We start from the raw sequence: 14,829 nt of genomic DNA, 5'->3' as shown, positions 1-14,829 counted from the left end.
ATGTTGGTTTAAGTTCAGTCCGCACACCTGAGGGTGAACGTATCATCTCGTCGTGTATGTAGTTGATTCATTGCGTTATAAAAATCGCCTCAGTGCACGCTGATTTCCCGCAATACCGCGGCTCAACAGAAATGTTCCGCTAATTTTTGGAAAGCATATTCCCACGCTTGCCGGCTTCGTTAAATGCACTGCTTTTAACGCAGTTTGCAAAAAAAATCCTGGCCTAATCCGCGCGAGCGGTCAGCGCCAGCATGCGGCGATGCAATTTCTTTAACTTTTTGAAGAAAATAACTGATGCGTGATTTCACATTGTTAATCACTCGTTATTTTATTTTGACTGGGGTCGAAATATTTTTCCGGAAATTGGATTTTATTAATGGAATGCGCTGTCAGATTTCCTAATATTTAATTCGCTCTGGTACGCGCTTATAAAAATACACGCCAATGGCCTACAGAGTTGGGTTTCTCTTAGCCACATTCACATAAGAAAGGAATGCAATGAGCCTCGACACCATGACAAGCATCACCGAAGGCCCTGCGATAGTAGGTATTCAGCGGGACCGAAGTGACTTAGTAGACATGACAACATTTGCGCCTTTTTTTCTTATTGACGGCAGCTGTAGAGCACTGGTCCTGTTAGATGCAAGTTTTGAAGAGAAGGCACACATATTCGAGGAGCGATCAGCAGAAGGTTGGACGGGTAACGGGCTTGACTGGAATTCCGTTGCACAGGTGATCATTGTGGAGCAGTTGCCAAAATTGGCCGATGAACTCACGTTCGATTCTGACGCCAGCCTGTTTTCTGCTTCCGGAGATATAGCGAGTTTGACGTTGCTAGGTAATGCCTTGAAAATCACTTTCGATGATGAACACGTTCTCAGAGATATCCTGTTTCGTGCCAAGTTGCATGACTAGCGGTCGAAGTGGCGTAGCGGAGAGTCCCGAATCGATGTCTGCTCAGTCGCACTTAAGCCAAATAAAGGCCGGATCGAGTAGTGATATTCGGTCCGGCCTTTTACCATTTTGGTTAGCTGCAATTTGTCCCAGCTTTCAAAAAAATGTAATTGCGGTCCGTTAGACGGAACTATTTAAGTAGCGGTCACTCATCTCACAACGAAGCAGCTCAAATAGTTGGTAGTTGTTAGGCAGATGATTCGATCGCTTCGCGACGGTCATTCATTCAACGCTGAAGAGGATCGAGGAAATCATCATGCACAGGACTTATCTTATTGAAACTGCCAATGCGGCTTTTACGCTCATGATCACAGGGACGCAACCCAGGGGGCCCTACAGCGCGACATATGTCGGGACTGCTCAAAAAATAGACTTGCCGTGGATAGACGACATCGGATTGGAAAATAACGATCTTGACGGTGCGGCGGAAGGCGTCGATTTCAATGCCCTTGTTGCCATGTGTCATCGAGAAATTACCAAGCGTGGCGGCGAGATCACCAGCATTGAAGACATCTCTGTCGGCAGTGGACTAGGCTTTCACATTGAAGGATATTAGTCTGATGTATTTCACGATTTTGGTGAGGCTTGTGTATTCAACGCCAGAATAGAGAAAGGAAAACAGCATGGCAGAACTGAATACCTACATCGTAGAAACAACCAACTCTTTTGTAACTCTTGCTATCTCAGATGGTAAGGATGGGGGCCATATCATGCAACATATGTTGGAGCACCACGAATAGACAGTTCCCGAAAAATTGATCCCGCTAAACCGCTGGTGGAAAAATTTGACGGGGAAAAAGAAGATCCGCATTTCGATGTTCTCTTGGCGGCATGCCACAAGGAAATCGCGGAGCGTGGCGGTGAAATAATCAGCATTAAGAAAATTTCCCTAGACGTAAAAGACATTCGGCCATCGCATTGAAAAACGGCAAAGTGGCGTCGTAAGGTATCGCGAACCAATGGCTGATCGTTAGCGCTAAAGCCAAGTAAGGGACGTGCTGGATAGCGATACTCCGGTCCTTTTTTGCGACCTTGTCTGTCAGCCTCAAATGAAAGCATTAATCCGCCGTTTGCCAGCGACGGCCTGCATATCGATGCGCGGCAGACCAGCATTACCACCAAATATTTGCAGACTAGTACAAAGCGGGGCTTTCATGGTTTTGCCGGCTATCACCACGATCAGCGTTCGCATTTTCGTTGATCGGCCATCTGAGTGCTGGCGCGTATTTGAGCCCGGTGCGCCGGCATGTCTTTTTACTGACTGGCGGCAATTGCCGACCGCCACCGACGCATTGCGGGCGACTAGATTTTCTTAGTGCGGTATTGCCGTCAGGGATTAGACCGAAGGAACACGGCCGGTCGTCGGGTGATTTCGGGAGCAGTGCGAATATATCATATGGGTAAGCAAGGGGAGCATGCCGCTAGACTATAGCGTCGGCGCACTATCTGGCGCCATTCGCCTAGTGCTCAAGATGGCGGACAAACATCATATTACAGGCAAGCCGGTAGAGGTCATGCGGCAAGTCAATCGTATTTTTGTGCTGTCAGGAATCATTCTAGATCTATTCGCCGGATCTGGTTCGACGCTGGTTGTCGCAGCAATGGATGGCTCTCAATGAGGTGGATGCGAATTGTCGCCGCATGATCGGGTAGTGATTAACACCAGACTGCAAACGCTAAAACTCGCTGATGTTGCAGTAATAAATCACGAATCAACGTTTGATTGGCAGTCGTTGAAAACCACCGATGGACGAGCCAGATTTTTATGATCCATTTTTTTGCGATCTTGGCATTTGATATCTTGCGCTCGGGCGGATTGCCATATAAATTATTCATATGGCAATGAAGCGGCTCGCCTTAAAAACTCAAAAATTGCCGCCCATATGGGAATTATTTAGGTCGTTTTTTTGATCACTAAATAAGGCAAGACCCGCATAATTTGTGGGGACTTGCCATGATTCGATCGCTTTGCGAGGGTCGTTCATCCAACGTCAGAGCGAATCGAGGCAGCCATCATGCATAGGACTTATCTTATCGGAACCACCGATGCAATTTTTACGTTCGTAGTTGCAGAAATGAAACCCGGCGGTCCTTACAGCGCCACATACATTGGTACAGTGCGACGCGCTGGACGATCTCAGCCAGATAGTTCCAAATGGGAAAAAAACCATCTGGATGGCGCGGCGGAAGGCGTCGATTTCAATGCCCTTGTCGCCATGTGTCATCGAGAAATGGCCAAGCGTGGCAGGGGGATTGTCAGCATTGAAGATATCTCCGGTAGCAGTGGAATATAGACTCTCACATCGGAGGATGTTAGTCAGACGCATTTTACGATTTTAGCGAGGCTTGTGTATTCAATGCCAGTACAGAGAAAGGAAAACATCATGCATACGCTAAAAACCCACATTGTGGAAACGACCGATGCATTTGTCGCCCTGGCTGTTTCCGTTCAAGAAAATGGCGGTCCGTAACGTGCGAATTTTGTTTGAGCGTCGCGCATGTCCGGCCTCTTGGAAATAGATAGTACAAAAAGCAGCGAGCAATTTTAAAGCGCATCGCGAGTCAATGTCTGGTCTGTAAGCCGAGTAGCGGCCGGGTCGAATATCCGAGGTCATATGGAAAAACGATGCAAATGAGGGTTTTGCGGGAAAAATCCCTAATTGCGGAAACAACGATAAAAGGCCCCCATCGCTGAGAGCCTTTTAATAATTGGTGCTCGAGGCCGGACTTGAACCGGAACTCCCTTACGAGGGAGAGATTTTAAGTTTTTTGCGTAGGCCACTTGCATTCCATGCAGGTGCGTAACGGGGCTGGGGTGCGGTGTCAAACTTGGCGATGACGCACTGTTCGCATTTTTTGCCTACGCTGCCCCTCCGTACCTCTCGCAATCAATGGTTTTTTTTGTGGTTTTTTTTGAGGGCATTTCAGGGGTGATATAGGGGTATGCCGCCCTATGACGTCTCTGCGAAGGCGCATAAAATCGATGCCTTAAATTGGTTCGAGTCCAACCGTGCCTACCGGTATTCTTGAAGTTGTGGGAATGCTGGGATAGTTCTGGATTAACTCCGGAATTGATCAAAGAAAAATTTTTTGTAAGCAATGCTGAATGGAAGCCTGATATGGCTTCCATTTTTGCTTTTCGGGTGCCGTGTTCTGCTGCATCTATTCACTTCGCGCAAGCAGCAAATAGCATTTGCATGACCCGGTTACCGGGCAACGCGTTTTGGATTCACTCCAGTTGCTAAATTAACATGGTCGTTACTTAATTGTCCGCGTCGACGTTAGCAAACGCGCAGGCGGTTCAGGGACGGATATCCTCCTTAGCCGTCATTGGCTCGGCATCATCGATTTAGTTGCCTGAACGGCGATAGTGACCATTTCTATTATCATGGGGGCTTGGCATGCATATATACAGGAGGCAGTCATGGAGATGAAACGCATCAACGTCGGCAAGCTGCGTGCTATAGGATATGAACCGCGGGAGCGTACGCTGCGGGTTGAACTCGACGATGGAAGCGTCATAGATTATTCGGGTGTCGGGAACGAGGTCTGGCGCCGGCTGTCGACCTCAGGTGCGGCATGGAGCTATTACCGCGACAACATAGAAGAGGAATTCTCAAGCCGTCGAGGTGTCGCGCGGACCGAAAAGAAATCTAACCCCCTTGATGAACTGTTTAAAGCAGCCGGCGATGATGCAGAATCTTAAGCGGCATCGAGGCTTCGTGGCTGAAATTGTTGACGAGTTATGGAGTCGCGTAGTTTAAGAGGGGGCGCCAGATGGCGTGTCCATGTTTCCCTGGCCATAGATTGATTTGCCGCCGCCACTGCGCTAAAGCGGACAAAGGGATTTTCCATCACAGGAGTGAACACAATGTTCGTCTATATTTTTCGAGGCCCCGGCCGCGTGTTTGGTTTTACGGCAGCCGAGACGGGAGCGAATCTGCCTGCAAGGTTCGCTCCCTGGGTTTCATTTAAGCAGCTGGAACTGAGCCGTGACCAACCGACTCCAGGCGTTGACTCGGGAGAGTGCCTGGACGATATCGAGAAGCATGGCTTCCACATCACGGATGCTCACGTTCGCATTACTGATAAGGTTGTTTGACGCCGGATTTGATGTGTCGGTTATCGTCGGTACAGCTGACGGCCAGCGATTTCCTCTGATTGCCGCCGGCTAGAGGGCCAGCCCCGCTATCCGGCCGGGAACTGCAAACAGGATGAAAGTCATGAAAGACAAGCAAGATGCGGCGCCAGACAGCACAGCGGCGCGAGTCGCCTTGTGGCGTGCTTTGCATGTCGAGGCCGATCCGCCGCCGCATGTGCTGGAAGACGAAATCGGCCTTAAGCTGCTGGCTCCGGACGAGGACTGGCGCCGCCGCGGAGACATGGACCCACAGTTCACGCGTCCCTTCCGCGCCTCGATCGTGGCGCGTGCCCGCTTCATTGAGGACCTTGTCGTGGAACAGGCCGGCCGCGGGCTTGGTCAGTATGTCATCCTCGGCGCCGGCCTTGACAGCTTCGCACAGCGCAGGCCGGAGATCGCGTCCCGCCTAAAGGTGTTCGAGATCGACCAGCCAGGCCCTCAGGCATGGAAGCGTCAGCGCCTGATCGAACTCGGCTTCGGCGTTCCGGACTGGCTGCGCTTCGTGCCGGTCGATTTCGAGGCCGGGGAGGGCTGGCGCGACGGGCTCGCGACCGCCGGCTTCGATGACAGCAAGCCGGCAATCGTGGTCTCCACGGGCGTCAGCATGTATCTCACCAAGGATGCGAACGCTGCCACGCTGCGCCAAGTCGCGGCGCTGGCCCCGGGATCGGCGCTGGCCATGACGTTCCTGCTGCCGCTGGAGCTGGCGGACCCCGAGATACGTCCCGGGCTGGAAATGGCGGAGAAAGGCGCGCGCGCGAGCGGGACACCTTTCCTCAGCTTCTTCACGCCGCCGGAGATCCTGGCGCTAGCCCGCCAAGCCGGCTTTGGAGAAGCACGGCACGTCTCGGCGGCCGATCTGACAAGGCGCTACTTCATGCACAGGACTGATGGTCTGCGTCCGCCAAGCAATGCGGAGGAATTGCTGGTGGCAACTACATAGCTGCCGCACACTTCCGACCGACGTGACGCCCGAATGACTGCCCCATCTTGGAAGCTGCCGTAGAGATCCCTCTGGCCGGAGGGCAGTTCAGCGCCGTAAGCGTCCGCAAACCACGTTCACCACAGCCAACGAGGAACTCGGCTCTTGTACTGTTCCCACTGAATACCGTGCATGCGTGATAGCCAAGGTTCTTCGCCGAACACCACACGCAGATGAAACGCCACGGCGACGACGAAAGCATAAATGAGTAGCCCGGGGGAGCCGAATGTGGCTGCCCAACCGAGCAATATCAACGTCACCGCGATATACATGGGATTGCGCGAGTAACGGTAGGGCCCCGTTTCAACCAAACGAGTTGGCGGCGCCCAAGGAGCAAGCGTTCCCTTTCCAATAACATAGAACTCACATACACACCAAAGCAGGGCTGCGAAGCCAACTGTCAGAGGCACGAGACCCAAAGGGTGGACCAGCATGGTGCGCGCAGTGGCCCAGAGCCAAACCATCGGGACGAGGATTGCAACCACGCCTGGCAGGGCAACGAAGGCAATGAGCGCACGGAAGAACATGGGTCCCTAACAGTTTCAATAAAAATGTGAGCCGCCGGTCTGCATGAATGTTGCGAATCGATCAATCGCATCATAAACTGAAGGTACTCATTCACCCGGGGGGACGCAATGTACAAGCATCTTCTACTACCGATCGATGGTTCTCCATTATCTGAAATTGCAATTCAAAATACCATGCGGTTCGCCAAAAGCATCAATGCAAAGGTGACCGGCTTTTACGTGAGTCCGCCATACCATGCATTGTCTTTACAGATGGAAATGCTGGCGGAGACAGAAGATGATTTCGCCAAACACAGCCGGGTTCAAGCGGAACGGTTGCTTGGAACCATTGAAGACGCCGCCAGTGTGGCCGGCGTATCTTGCAATACTACGTATGCAATCGGCGCCCACCCTTATGAAGAAATCATCAAGGCAGCCAATGACAACGGATGCGACCTGATCACCATGGCGTCGCATGGCCGAAAAGGAGTGAAGGGCCTGTTGCTCGGTAGCGAAGCGCAGAAAGTTTTAACGCATAGCAAGATACCGGTGCTCGTGTATCGGTAGGATTTGATTGCGTTGGCGGAGTGAACTGGTCGCAGCATCGGATCTTGCATCCGAGCCGCATTGTCGATCATTTATTTCGTTAAAGTTGGTAGATGGCAACCAGCGAGGCGGCATATTCAAAAGGTTTTTTGTATTCCGGCAGGCTGTAATGCACGACATTGGCCATTTTTGTCAGTCGGCTTTTGAACGCCACGAGATTCGCCGTCGCGTCGGATCTCTGTAAAAAGAAGAAATAGCATGCTTCGCTGATGACGGATTTGATGGATGAGTCAACATTTTGTCCGTACAAAGCCAGGACTGCCAATGCTTGAATTTTATGGATGTACTCGTTAATCAATTCTTCTTCGATATGCGCGTCCATAGCGAACTCCCAAAACAAAATTCGTAGAAGAAATGACATGAATTCATCTTAGTAATCGAGATGAAATTTGTCCATGGCCCGGATCGGCTTTAGCAAAATTTATAAATACCGTGCGGCAATGGACTTCGACTATCTAGCGGCTTCGCACGGCCACGCGCACGTGTCAATGCAGTATCGAAATCGGCAAATCAATAGATCGAATGACGGTCGAATGAGGCGACAATTCTTTGTGGGAATTATTTGGATGCAGGGTAGTGCGGCGCTTGTCAACGTAGTTGCGGCGCCTGATTGCGCTGTGATTCAGCTTGCGCCAAAACATGCGCTTCCCGCTTGCCGGGAAGAGTATGATAGATGCCCCCTCTCTTTTTCTTATCTACTGGGGATGGGGATTCGTAATTTGGCATGTATCAAAGAATAATTTTTTCCAATAACAAGGAGAAGACTATCATGCTGCATTTCCACCATCCCTCTCATTCATCGCAGTATCATCATCTTGCATTCAAACTTGCCGTCGGCGTGGTGCTGGCCGGCTTGATTTCCGGCATTCCTCGCGTTGCCGCTGCAGATGAAACTGCGCTGGTACACCACTGGCTGATTGCCGATCAATTCAATAATCGTGTCATCGAGGTCGATCCACATACCCATCAAATTGTCTGGCAGTTCGGTAACGGTGCGGACAAGCCAGGGCCGCAGAGCATTGTCGGCATCAACGATGCCGAACGCGTCGGCGCTTTCACGTTGCTGTCTGGCACGGGCATTCCGCCCAGCTCCCCGCCGTTGCCAGGCTGCTCCGATCCGGTCAATGGCTGTCCTGATAACCGCGTAATCTTGATTGATCACCGCGGCAACATCGTTTGGCAATACGGTCAGAACGGTGGCGTGGCGGGCGCCGGCTTTAATCAGCTGAATACGCCGGTGCAAGCGGCGGTGCTGCCGCAATTCCAGCGTCGTCATGGCCTGCACGTGATCATTACCGACCAGGCGAACCAACGCATCATCGTGGTTGATCGCGCTCACCGGTTGATATGGCAATACGGCAGTACTGGAGTTGCCGGTAATGGCCCGAATCAATTGAACAATCCTAACAGCGCAGAGCAACTGGAAAACGGCAATATCCTGATCGCCGATGAAAACAATAACCGGGCCATCGAAGTCACCACCGATTTGCAGATCGTCAGGCAATTCACCGCCGGCGGGACGCTGAGCGGGGTTGCATTCGCCAGCCGGCTGCCTGGTGGCCATACCTTGATTACCGATTCCAACAACAACCGCATCGTCGAAGTCGATGGCAACGATGCGATCGTGTGGGAGTACCCCACCAACACAATGGCCGGGAGCAATGCCAATCCCTTGCCCACGCGCGCGGTTCGCCTGGAAAATGGCAACACCTTGATCAGCGATCAATTCAATAATCGCGTCATTGAGGTCACGCCAGCCAAGCAAATCGTGTTGCAGCAGGGCGCGCTCAATGTCGCCGGCAACGGCTTGAACCGCTTGAACGGTCCGTACGACGCAAAAGTGATCGGGGATTTCACTGGATTGACGCCGCCACGCGATGTTGATGGCAGCGAGTGACAGCCGTTTGGCGTAAGTTTCCAGAGGATGCCATCATTCGGCATCCTCTTTTCCTTTGTCATGGGGCATCACTATCGGCCAGGTCTGTACCCGGTTTTAGTGCGACGGATCGGGCGTTGATTCTTGCTGCGCTATTACGCCATTTTGGTGATTTGCAAGGGTAGCGCTATTTTCTTGCCGACTGTCGATCCGGTCTTGTGAGCGGAATTCCCTTCTCCTATTCAAGAAATCGCAACGATCATTGATTTGCGCCAGCATCTGATGCAGTTCTTGATCATGAATTGAGCGTCGCGCCAAAATGTGCCAGAGTGCGTTTTCGTTCCATCGATAAAACCGTGTATAAATGCTTTTCGGTTTTCCGAAATGGGGCGGAATATCGGCCCAGGCTTTTCTATTCAAGATTACCCACAATACGGCTTCAACAAACGCACGATATTCATGTTGAGTTAAGTCCAGCCTGGTCGTTCGCGACAGGATGTACGCCACTTTATCCCATTGACCGTCGCTAAGTTTTCCGGTGTATTTAATCGATTTCATTGTGTCCTTGGAGGTGAAAATTCTTTGGGTAATTGAATTTTTTCGCACATCATCATCTGACAAATACGTAAATATCTCGAATAGGAAAACCGTGGCGCATTTAACGCTGGAGAAGATGGCACTTCACAATGTTTTGTAAACTTGCTGCCTGGACCAATTGCTTGCATCGCCATCAGAGTCGACTCCCCGTACCTGAATGTAGTAGACCGTTTTTGGAGTAAGCGAGGCGATTACGTGTCGATAAGGAGGAAAACTATTCGTGTCGGCCAGTACATCGATCGGCACTTGCGGGCCGCTGGGATCACCTTTTCTAACCATGAATTGATAAGCAGTGATCGTTCGATCCATGACGGGAGCCGACCACGCCAGGGTTATAGAGTTATGGCTGACATCAACAGTCCTCACAATAGGTGTCCTGGAAAACTTCATTTCCCAATATTCTGCTGTCATGATTTTTCTAGTTCAAAAGTAGATAGGAGAACGCGAGGTCAATGAGACGGGATTTACGGTTATTTTTCAACTGGCAAACGTTACAGTCATGGCTGTAATGCCGTTCAGTCAAGACTGAACGGCATTTTTATTTGCGGAACTCGTAGGGTGGGGCACTCCGTGCCCACGCGGACGGGCCGGGGCGCGTAGCCGGGGCACGAATGGCAGGGACACGAATATCCATGATGCTGCGTGGGCACGGAGTACCCACCCTACGCCATGTCGTTCTGCCCTAACTGAACAGCATTACAGTCATGGCTGTGTTTTTTATCAAGTTCAATCGATAGCTGATTTGGGAAAATCCTGCAGCGCGCAACGATATTATTGATAAGGATCAAGCTCGATGGGGGCAGTTTTGTAGCGCCGCAGTAGGGCGCCGCCAGGAACATGGCATTCAGGTATCGTCTTACCGTTGGCGAGGTGGAAAACAATCGGCAGGTAGTCCAGCTTTACCTGACCCCACAAGGGAGGAAGCATCAAGGAATTTCTCGCTTTCGAGTATGTCTATACCCGCCAGCGTTGACCTGCGCCGCAACCTGCTGAGGCGCAGGTCAACAGCGGTTGCCGGCACCTAATCCCACAGCCAGCTCCAGAACCCGGGCAGGCGCACGACTTGCGCACTGTCGCGTACGCTTCTTGCCAAGGCCGCGCGCTCCAGCGCGGCCTTGTCGTCGTAAAACGGCTTGCTTGCAGTCGGCAGCTGGACCGCGCTTGCGCAATCCATCAGTATCTGCAAGTATTCCGCCATGTGATCGGCGGTGTAGCTATTTACATCGTGAAAACTCACCACCACCGGGATGCTGCCATCGACCGTCGGCAACTCGCCTGCCGCAATCCGCTCGCGCACGTCAGTCAACAGATGCAGCATGTTGGAGCGCCTTCTCAGGCTGGCCTTGATGCCATATATCTTGCCGTCGTTCGCGCTCAGATCCGTCAGCAAAACGTGCATGCCTTGCTGCTGGTAAGCGGCAAAAGTACGCTTGTCGTAGTTCCAGAACGGCGGGCGGACCAGCGTCGGCGGACTGCCCTGGATCGAGGTAATGTCGGCGATGCCATCGTTTAGCGATTGCGCGAATTTTTCGGGGTTGAGGAAGCGATGGTTTGCATGATGTGGCGTGGCGGTATGAAAGCCAAGCAAATGCCCTTCATCGGTTTCCTGCCGCATTATGTTGCGCCCAAAGTCCGTCTCGCCAGCGCCAGACGATCGGGTTTGCACAAAAAAGAGGGCTTTGATACCGGATTGCAGCGGATTGTGCGCAAGCGTGTTCAGTATGGACAGTGTCGGATTGTCAGTCCTTGGCCTGGCCGGGCCGTCATCGAAAGTCAGCAGGAAGCGGATTGGCGCTTGAGATTTCAAGCGCTCGGCAGTTTGAGGCGACATGGGAACCGGTTCGATGGCGCAGCCGGTGGCGCCGATCGTCACGAAAATCACGATCAGGTTGAAAATGATCTTTTTGACATGTCGCGATGAGATGGGAATTACGTTGTGCAATGGCACTAGTGACACGGGAAGCGAAGACATACGATGACAGGCAGTAGGGCAGTGATGGACTTGGGAAGGCGATGCAGCGCGAATGATACGCCCTTGGCCTGCGCTGTTCGCTGGCTGTTACAAACAACTACAGTTGCGGTGATTTCGTAGAAGTGTCTTCAATGCCGATTTCAAGCGATTTTCAGATTTTCTTATGCGTCGCGCCGTTTCATTGCAATTCCGCCTGTGCCCGCTATGTCATGCTCGTTGCCATGCCCGAAAAGCCGTAATATCGGAACAGTCATTGCCGTAGTCGCCAGTGCCATGATAAAAAGCATCGTGTACACGGAAGGCGGTAGAATCCCTAGCTTCAAGCCAAGCGTCAGGACGATCAGCTCCATGAGTCCGCGCGTATTCATCAACGCGCCGATCACGCTGGCGTCGCGATGTTCGACGCCCGATACGCGCGCCCCCAGATAACTGCCGCCGAACTTGCCGGCAACCCCGCCGATAAGGAACAAGCCAAACCACAGCCAGAAATTTGGCAAGGAAATATTTCCCGCTGTGGCCTGGATGCCTGCCAGCGCGAAAAATACCGGCATCAGTATCAACGCCACAAATCCCTCGACCTTGGCGCGCCATTCAATTTTCAGCCCGGGCAGGTCGCGCAGCACCAATCCAGCCATCAGGGCGCCGAATGCGCTGTGAAAGCCGATTTCTGCCGTGATCCAGGAAGATAGCAATACATAGCAGATCACCGCGGGCAACACGAGCGAGGTAACGCTGGACGCCGGCTGGCGCGCAATTATCCTGGCCCAAAGCGGTCGGGCTATCAGCATGGAGAGCGCGGAAAAAATCAGCAGGAGCGCCACATTGCGGGCTATATGCTGCCATGTAAAACTGCCGGTCGAGAGCGCCGTGATCATTGCCAGCAGCAGCCAGCCAAGCAGGTCCGTCAGGGATGCCGCCGCCAATGCAACTGTCGCCGTGAACCTGCCTTCCATCTGCAAATCCATCACGATGCGCGCCATCACCGGCATGGCGGAAATGGATAATGCAAGGCCGCAAAACAGCACATAGCCGAGAACCGGGACCTGCGGTGCGAGCGCCGCTCTGGATACCACAGCAATCGCGCAGCCGATCGCGAACGGGAAGACGATTCCCGATAGCGCGACAGCAAGCGGTATGCGCATTTGTACGCGTCCCTGGAGACTTTTCAGGTCCAGGTGCAGCCCAAGCTGGAACATCAGAAAAACCAGGCCGAGTTCGCCGAATTGCGACATCACCGGCATTACCGCATTGGAGAACACGATGTTATAAAAATCCGTGTTGATCGCACCCAGAACTGCTGGCCCGAGTATCAGGCCGGCGGCGATTTCCCCAACCACGCGGCTTTGTCCTAGCCGTTTGGCCAGGGCGCCGCACAACACCGTGGCAAGAATGATGATGCAAAGCTGAACCGGCCACATTGCCATTTTGAGTCCTGAAGATGGATTTGCTGAGGCGCCATGCCTGGCGTATGCAAAAGCGTTCGAAACGAAAGAGATGCATTCAATGCAGATATCGAACGCGTTGCGGATTTTACACTGCGGACGGCCCGCTGATGACCGGCAAGCGTGCGTGTATATTTGTAAGCCGTCTTCGAAGGCTGCCGCTCCGTGCTCGCGCAAAACGCGGGCGGGGCCTGCATCATGGATATCGGCACTCTCGCGTACCCATTTGACGTTCGTTTAATCCCGGTATGGTTGGTGAACCGGAAAGCTTATCAGGCTACATGGCGCAATAGTGCTCCGGGAAATTGCTCTCAGTTTTGCCGGCTATATATTTCCAGCCATGCAAAGCAAAGCAGCAGCAGAAATAAGATGGAAAAATGCGACAGCATCGGATGAGACGCGCACCACTTGGAAAACGCAGGCGACATGGCAAAGGCCGCCGGCGCAAATATGAAAAAAAATAAACCTGCTGAGATAGCTATGGTGAGCAATGTTTGTACTTTTCGCATTACGTCCTGCCTGGGATTCATCTTGGATTCTTACCCCATTCAACTTTCCAGAACGGTCTCATGTCATATATTTATTTGACTGGAATTCACGCGAAAATAAGTCGAACTGGTCGCAACCAGGGAGAGCGCATAGTCAATAGTCTTCTTATAGTCAGGCAAACTCTGGTGTGTGCGATCGATTACAGCCGTCAGAGCACTTTTGAACGCCCTCAAATTGGCATGGAAATTTCCTGCCTTGATCAAAACCAGATAGTCGCGAACGTCGCCGATCACCATTCTTACGTCGCATCGGACATTCACGCCATATAAGGTCAGCGTCGCAAGTCTCAAAATCTTGTCGACGCTTTCATTGAGAAATTTATCTTCAATAAAGGTTTCCATTTATGCGTCTCGTAAATATGGTCGTGAATGACAATAAAAGGCATCCTAATGATCCGCGTGCCCTTAGTCCATCGGACTCGATGCGGTTTAACAATTGTTAATAAATAAAATTGAAAATGTGAAATAAAGTGTGTTTCCTGATACACAAATGGTTCATCCGAACATCTTGAAACTATCCCGCGCACGCGGAAAAGGGCATTGGCGAACAGCTTGGATATCTCTGCTTCATGCTTCGAAATGGGCGTGCAGATAAATAAGGCCGATAAAAAAGCCGGAGTATCACTACCCCGGCCTGCGGTTACCTGGTTTTAACGCTACTGCTCCAGCCTTGATTCGTAATTCAGTGTTGCTTCATTTGAAGATTTAAGCGTTTGAGATCTGGCGTTTACAATGACATCCATCAACTGTTCAATGATGTCGCCAAGAGTCGTATCCTGCCGCCTTGCCAGCCGCCTTAGTTTTTTGTGATGCTTTTCGCTGATGCCGGTGATGATCTGCACATCGCCCGCCAGTACCAGTTCATCTCTTGCAAAACACAACCAGTAGATAAGGACACAAGCGAGAGTCCCCAGAACGAAAAACTGAAACTCTGCTGACCGCCTCCCAGTATCGCGCCACAGCTCGACTCCGGCCATCAGGCTTGCTAGAAGCACACTAAGCCAGATGATCGCAATTAGTCGCAGAATCTTTCTTGCTCTCCCAATATCGTCATACAAGAAACGCCTGCGGATTAGTTGTCGGAATTCTTTCATATCATTCCCCTTTAGCAGATCAAGCGACCATGGCGTCGAAAGAACGATTCGAGCGGATTGCAAAAGAATTATCTAACGTGCGCCGCTTCCCCCGAGTGATAAACCTAGTAC

Annotated in this window: 19 protein-coding genes; 9 read left to right on the top strand and 10 right to left on the bottom strand. The window is 51.8% G+C overall.

Annotated features, from left to right (window positions below):
- Positions 1-498: 498 nt before the first annotated feature.
- Together BCF11_RS00715 and BCF11_RS00710 are read left to right on the top strand one after the other, a co-directional pair.
- Complete coding sequence (locus BCF11_RS00715; RefSeq protein WP_098493038.1) at positions 499-915, top strand: Imm51 family immunity protein; 417 nt, start codon at positions 499-501, stop codon at positions 913-915.
- A gap of 295 nt (positions 916-1,210) precedes the next feature.
- Positions 1,211-1,510 carry a hypothetical protein gene (locus BCF11_RS00710; RefSeq protein WP_098493037.1) on the top strand — a complete coding sequence of 100 codons (300 nt, stop codon included), beginning with the start codon at positions 1,211-1,213 and terminating at the stop codon, positions 1,508-1,510.
- Between the two features lie 152 nt (positions 1,511-1,662).
- Here the strand turns inward: BCF11_RS00710 and BCF11_RS27330 are convergent, their stop codons facing one another.
- Positions 1,663-2,013: a phage virion morphogenesis protein gene (locus BCF11_RS27330; RefSeq protein ID WP_233212322.1), complete on the bottom strand. Its 351-nt coding sequence runs from the start codon at positions 2,011-2,013 to the stop codon at positions 1,663-1,665.
- Entirely contained in the window at positions 2,000-2,146 is a 147-nt protein-coding gene (locus BCF11_RS28120) for a hypothetical protein (RefSeq protein ID WP_199111228.1), read from the bottom strand. The genes BCF11_RS27330 and BCF11_RS28120 overlap by 14 nt, the downstream gene beginning before the upstream one ends.
- Positions 2,147-2,369: 223 nt before the next feature.
- Between BCF11_RS28120 and BCF11_RS00705 the strand changes: the two genes are divergently transcribed.
- The 5 genes from BCF11_RS00705 (at position 2,370) to BCF11_RS00690 (ending at position 6,038) form a co-directional block, all read left to right on the top strand.
- Positions 2,370-2,573 carry a DNA methyltransferase gene (locus BCF11_RS00705; RefSeq protein ID WP_098493036.1) on the top strand — a complete coding sequence of 68 codons (204 nt, stop codon included), beginning with the start codon at positions 2,370-2,372 and terminating at the stop codon, positions 2,571-2,573.
- A gap of 396 nt (positions 2,574-2,969) precedes the next feature.
- Complete coding sequence (locus BCF11_RS27325; RefSeq protein WP_143751214.1) at positions 2,970-3,248, top strand: hypothetical protein; 279 nt, start codon at positions 2,970-2,972, stop codon at positions 3,246-3,248.
- Positions 3,249-4,378: 1,130 nt separating this feature from the next.
- A complete protein-coding gene (locus BCF11_RS00700; RefSeq protein ID WP_098493035.1) occupies positions 4,379-4,660 on the top strand; it encodes a KTSC domain-containing protein in 282 nt (93 codons plus the stop codon).
- 165 nt (positions 4,661-4,825) lie between these two features.
- Positions 4,826-5,056, top strand: a complete 231-nt coding sequence (locus BCF11_RS00695; RefSeq protein ID WP_098493034.1) for a hypothetical protein — start codon at positions 4,826-4,828, stop codon at positions 5,054-5,056.
- A gap of 121 nt (positions 5,057-5,177) precedes the next feature.
- Complete coding sequence (locus BCF11_RS00690; RefSeq protein WP_098497259.1) at positions 5,178-6,038, top strand: class I SAM-dependent methyltransferase; 861 nt, start codon at positions 5,178-5,180, stop codon at positions 6,036-6,038.
- Positions 6,039-6,154: 116 nt separating this feature from the next.
- On the opposite strand, the gene BCF11_RS00685 is transcribed toward BCF11_RS00690, so the two are convergent.
- The gene (locus BCF11_RS00685) at positions 6,155-6,604 is read right to left on the bottom strand and encodes an isoprenylcysteine carboxylmethyltransferase family protein (RefSeq protein ID WP_098493033.1); all 450 of its coding nucleotides are present in this window, start codon (positions 6,602-6,604) and stop codon (positions 6,155-6,157) included.
- A 108-nt stretch (positions 6,605-6,712) separates the two neighbouring features.
- On the opposite strand from BCF11_RS00685, the gene BCF11_RS00680 reads away from it, so the two are divergent.
- A complete protein-coding gene (locus tag BCF11_RS00680; RefSeq protein ID WP_098493032.1) occupies positions 6,713-7,150 on the top strand; it encodes a universal stress protein in 438 nt (145 codons plus the stop codon).
- Between the two features lie 79 nt (positions 7,151-7,229).
- On the opposite strand, the gene BCF11_RS00675 is transcribed toward BCF11_RS00680, so the two are convergent.
- Positions 7,230-7,511: a hypothetical protein gene (locus tag BCF11_RS00675; RefSeq protein ID WP_098493031.1), complete on the bottom strand. Its 282-nt coding sequence runs from the start codon at positions 7,509-7,511 to the stop codon at positions 7,230-7,232.
- Positions 7,512-7,958: 447 nt separating this feature from the next.
- Here BCF11_RS00675 and BCF11_RS00665 point away from each other — a divergent pair, with 447 nt between their 5' ends.
- Positions 7,959-9,086: a hypothetical protein gene (locus BCF11_RS00665; protein WP_098493029.1), complete on the top strand. Its 1,128-nt coding sequence runs from the start codon at positions 7,959-7,961 to the stop codon at positions 9,084-9,086.
- Between the two features lie 96 nt (positions 9,087-9,182).
- Here the strand turns inward: BCF11_RS00665 and BCF11_RS00660 are convergent, their stop codons facing one another.
- The 6 genes from BCF11_RS00660 to BCF11_RS00630 all read right to left on the bottom strand — a co-directional run bounded on the left by BCF11_RS00660 (position 9,183) and on the right by BCF11_RS00630 (position 14,718).
- Positions 9,183-9,623 carry a transposase gene (locus BCF11_RS00660; RefSeq protein ID WP_098493028.1) on the bottom strand — a complete coding sequence of 147 codons (441 nt, stop codon included), beginning with the start codon at positions 9,621-9,623 and terminating at the stop codon, positions 9,183-9,185.
- 123 nt (positions 9,624-9,746) lie between these two features.
- Positions 9,747-10,073, bottom strand: a complete 327-nt coding sequence (locus BCF11_RS00655) for a fibronectin type III domain-containing protein (RefSeq protein ID WP_098493027.1) — start codon at positions 10,071-10,073, stop codon at positions 9,747-9,749.
- A 610-nt stretch (positions 10,074-10,683) separates the two neighbouring features.
- On the bottom strand, positions 10,684-11,385 hold the full coding sequence (locus BCF11_RS00650) for a polysaccharide deacetylase family protein (RefSeq protein WP_369827829.1): 702 nt from the start codon (positions 11,383-11,385) through the stop codon (positions 10,684-10,686).
- 410 nt (positions 11,386-11,795) lie between these two features.
- Positions 11,796-13,253, bottom strand: coding sequence for a cation:proton antiporter (locus tag BCF11_RS00645; RefSeq protein WP_233212321.1), 1,458 nt, complete (start codon positions 13,251-13,253; stop codon positions 11,796-11,798).
- A 395-nt stretch (positions 13,254-13,648) separates the two neighbouring features.
- Entirely contained in the window at positions 13,649-13,966 is a 318-nt protein-coding gene (locus tag BCF11_RS00635) for a hypothetical protein (protein WP_098493023.1), read from the bottom strand.
- 314 nt (positions 13,967-14,280) lie between these two features.
- Positions 14,281-14,718, bottom strand: coding sequence for a hypothetical protein (locus BCF11_RS00630; RefSeq protein WP_098493022.1), 438 nt, complete (start codon positions 14,716-14,718; stop codon positions 14,281-14,283).
- Positions 14,719-14,829: the final 111 nt, after the last annotated feature.

It is taken from the genome of Collimonas sp. PA-H2, assembly GCF_002564105.1.
GTDB lineage: Bacteria > Pseudomonadota > Gammaproteobacteria > Burkholderiales > Burkholderiaceae_D > Collimonas.
Note: the sequence above shows the minus strand (reverse complement) of the source record. Positions and strands in the feature narration are given on the sequence as shown.